This is a genomic window from Streptomyces sp. NPDC055189 (assembly GCF_053606765.1).
The window spans coordinates 22057-25465 of sequence record NZ_JBSGSG010000116.1; the positions used below are offsets into that span (position 1 = coordinate 22057).

A 3409-nucleotide genomic window follows, 5' to 3' on the forward strand; every position below is an offset into this window, starting at 1 on the left:
AGAACGAGAGGGCCGGAGTCAGCGCCGTATACAACATCGGCGAGGCTGGCGTCGGCGCCCCGGGCGCGCCCCCCCGGGGGGGGGCCCGGGGGGGGCCCCCACCACCGACCCCGGCGGCGCGGGACTGCGGCGCGGCGCGGCCCGCGTGCTGCTCGGCAACTGGACCGGCGCCGCCACCGTGCCCTCGCGCACGCTCTACCCGCACCAGTGGAGCTGGGACTCGGCCTTCATCGCCATCGGCCTGCGTCACCTCTCCGTGCGCCGCGCCCAGCGGGAGCTGGAGACACTTCTGGGCGCCCAGTGGGGCGACGGACGCATCCCGCACATCGTCTTCAACCCGTCGGTGCCCCTGGACGCCTACTTCCCCAGCCCCGACTTCTGGCGGTCCTCGCGGGCCGGACACACCGCCGGCGCCCCGCAGGCACCCGAGACATCGGGCATCGTGCAGCCCCCCGTGCACGCCCTCGCCGCCTGGCTGGTGCACGAAGCCGACCCTGCCGAGTCCGACCGGCGCGGCTTCCTGGCCCGGGTCTACCCGCGCCTCGCGGCCTGGCACCGCTACCTGACCTCCCGGCGTGATCTGGGCGGACACGGGCTCGCCGCCATGGTCCACCCGTGGGAGCCGGGCATGGACAACAGCCCCTGCTGGGAAGCCCCCCTCGCACGCGTCGAGCCCGCCGCCCCCGGATCGTTCCGCCGCGCCGACCTCGACCACGGCGCCGCCGCCGACCGCCCCACCGACCTCGACTACGGACGCTACGTCCGCCTCGCCGTCGACTACCGCGACTCCGGATACGCCGACAGCCCCGGAACGCACGCCTTCGCCGTCGAGGATCCCGGCGTCAACGCCCTGCTGATCGCCGGCGAGCACGCGCTCGCCAGGATCGCCCGGGCCCTGGGCGCCGATCCCGCCGAACACGACGAGCGGGCCCGGGCACTGACCGACACGCTGGTCGAACGGCTGTGGGACCCGGCGGCGGGCATGTTCCTCGTCCGGGACCTGGTGGGCGGCGAACTGATCCCAGAGCGCAGTGTGTCGGGCCTCATCCCGCTGATCGTGCCGGGCCTTCCCGCGCAGGTCACCGACAGCCTCATCGCCACACTCGGCAGCAGGCACTTCCGCACCGACGCCACCGCGCTGGTGCCCAGCTACGACCTGGCCGGGCACGCCTTCGACCGCTCCCGCTACTGGCGCGGACCCGCCTGGTTCAACACGGCCTGGCTCATCGAACGCGGCCTGCGTCAGTACGGAGCCGCCGAGCAGGCCGACCGGCTGCGCGCCGCGTTCCTCTCCGCCGCGGGCGCCTCGGGATTCGCCGAGTACGTCGACCCGTACACCGGCGAGGGCCGCGGCACCCGCGACTTCGCCTGGACCGCCGCGCTCGCCCTGGACCTGTCCAGGGCGCCGCACAGCAAGGAGAGCACTCGATGACGGCCTCCGAGCGGGTCCTGCTCGTACGCGACGGCACCTTCGTCTCACTCGGCTCCGACGGCGCGATCACCGGCAGCGCGGGAGCCTCCCCGGACGGCCTGTTCCTGCGCGACGCCCGTCACCTCAGCCGCTGGCAGCTGACCGTCGACGGGACGCCGCCCGCTGTCCTGGCCGGGGCGTCCGAGGGGCCGCGCGCGACCTGTGTGCTCACCCCGGCGGGCACCCGCGACGAGCCGCCCGCCTACACCGTCTTTCGCGAACAGACCGTCGAAGCGGGCGTGTTCACCGAGCGGCTGCGGATCGTCAGCAACCGCCCCGAAGCCATGACCGCCCGCCTCGCGCTCTGCGTCGACGCGGACTTCGCCGACCAGTTCGAGCTGCGCTCCGACCACCGCACCTACCCGAAGCCGGACGCCGCGCGTACGGTCGAAGTGACCCCGCAGGGTGCCGAGTTCAGCTACCGGCGCGGCGACTGGCACTCCCGTACGTCGGTCCGTGCCACCCCTGCCCCCGACGAGTCGGCGGCCGAGTCCGACGGCACCGCCCGCTGCCTCACCTGGTCGGTGGAGCTGCCCGCGCACGGACAGGCCGAAGTGAATCTACGGGTCGAGGCACACCCGCACGGTGCCGCGCCGCAATCACAACCGGTGGCCACCTCCGCAGACCACTCACCTGAACTCGCGCAGGCAGAAGGCGACTTGCTGCGGGCCTGCACGCAAGGCCTGGCCGACCTGGACCTGTTGCGGATCCACGCCACCGGGCCGGACGGCGAACCGGTGACCGTGCCCGCCGCCGGCATCCCCTGGTTCCTCACCCTCTTCGGCCGCGACTCCCTGCTCACCTCCTACTTCGCGCTGCCCTACCGGCCCGACGCGGCGGCGGGCACCCTGGCCGCGCTGGCGGCCACCCAGGGCACCGAGTACGACGCGTTCCGCGGCGAACAGCCCGGCCGCATCGTGCACGAGGTACGCCACGGCGAGCTCGCGCACTTCCGGCAGGTGCCCTACGGCCGCTACTACGGTTCCGTCGACGCCACCCCGCTGTTCCTCGTCCTGCTGCACGCCCACGCCGAGGCCACCGCCGACAGCGCGCTCGCCGTGCGCCTGGAGCGCCACGCCCGTGCCGCGGTGGACTGGATGTTCACCGACGGGGGCCTACAGGAGCACGGCTACCTGGTCTACGAACCCGATCCGAACGGCCTGGTCAACCAGAACTGGAAGGACTCCGAAGGCGCCATCTGCTTCACCGACGGCACCCAGGCCAAAGGGCCGGTCGCGGTGTGCGAGGCACAGGGATACGCCTACGACGCCCTGGTCCGCACCGCGTCCCTGGCACTCTCCACGTGGCACGACCCGGTATACGCAGAGCAGTTGGAGACGGCGGCCGCGGCCCTGCGCACGCGCTTCCACCGGGACTTCTGGATGGCCGACGAGGGCTTCCCGGCCCTGGCCCTGGACGGCGCGGGCCTACAGGTCGACGCGCTCGCCTCGGACGCGGGTCACCTCCTGTGGTCCGGCATCCTCGACCAGGAGCACGCCGAGCAGGTCGGGCGGCGGCTGCTGCGGCCGGACTTCTTCACCGGCTGGGCGATCCGGACGCTGGCCGCCGGGCAGCCCCCGTACCACCCGCTCTCCTACCACCGCGGCAGCTGCTGGCCGCACGACAACGCACTCGTGGCCCTCGGCCTGGCCCGCCACGGCCTGACGGAGGAACTCGCGACGCTGGCCCGTGGGCTCGTCGCCGCGGCAGCACACCACGGCTACCGGCTGCCGGAGGTAATGGCGGGCTACGACCGCTCCGAGCTTCCCCAGCCGGTGCCCTACCCCCACTCTTGCTCCCCCCAGGCCTGGGCGGCGACCACACCGCTGGCGCTGCTCACGGCGCTGCGCGAAGGCAGCTGAGGCTCTCCCCGGGAGAGCCCGCGCCCCTCAAAGCCCGTGCCGTGGTGCACCGCACTGTGCACCACGGCACGGACAG

At 73.7% G+C, this 3409-nt stretch carries 2 protein-coding genes; both read left to right on the top strand.

Going from position 1 to position 3409, the window contains the following annotated elements; all coding sequences use genetic code 11:
* Positions 1 to 124 precede the first annotated feature (124 nt).
* Positions 125 to 1432 (top strand): MGH1-like glycoside hydrolase domain-containing protein, encoded by a 1308-nt coding sequence (locus ACWFR3_RS42810; RefSeq protein WP_453740106.1) that lies wholly within the window; start codon positions 125 to 127, stop codon positions 1430 to 1432.
* The gene (locus ACWFR3_RS42815) at positions 1429 to 3333 is read left to right on the top strand and encodes an amylo-alpha-1,6-glucosidase (protein ID WP_453740103.1); all 1905 of its coding nucleotides are present in this window, start codon (positions 1429 to 1431) and stop codon (positions 3331 to 3333) included. The genes ACWFR3_RS42810 and ACWFR3_RS42815 overlap by 4 nt, the downstream gene beginning before the upstream one ends.
* Positions 3334 to 3409 lie beyond the last annotated feature (76 nt).

Excerpts from the sequence above, each read along its gene's own strand:
- ACWFR3_RS42815 (WP_453740103.1), top strand. The coding sequence starts at position 1,429 with ATGACGGCCTCCGAGCGGGTCCTGCTCGTACGCGACGGCACCTTCGTC.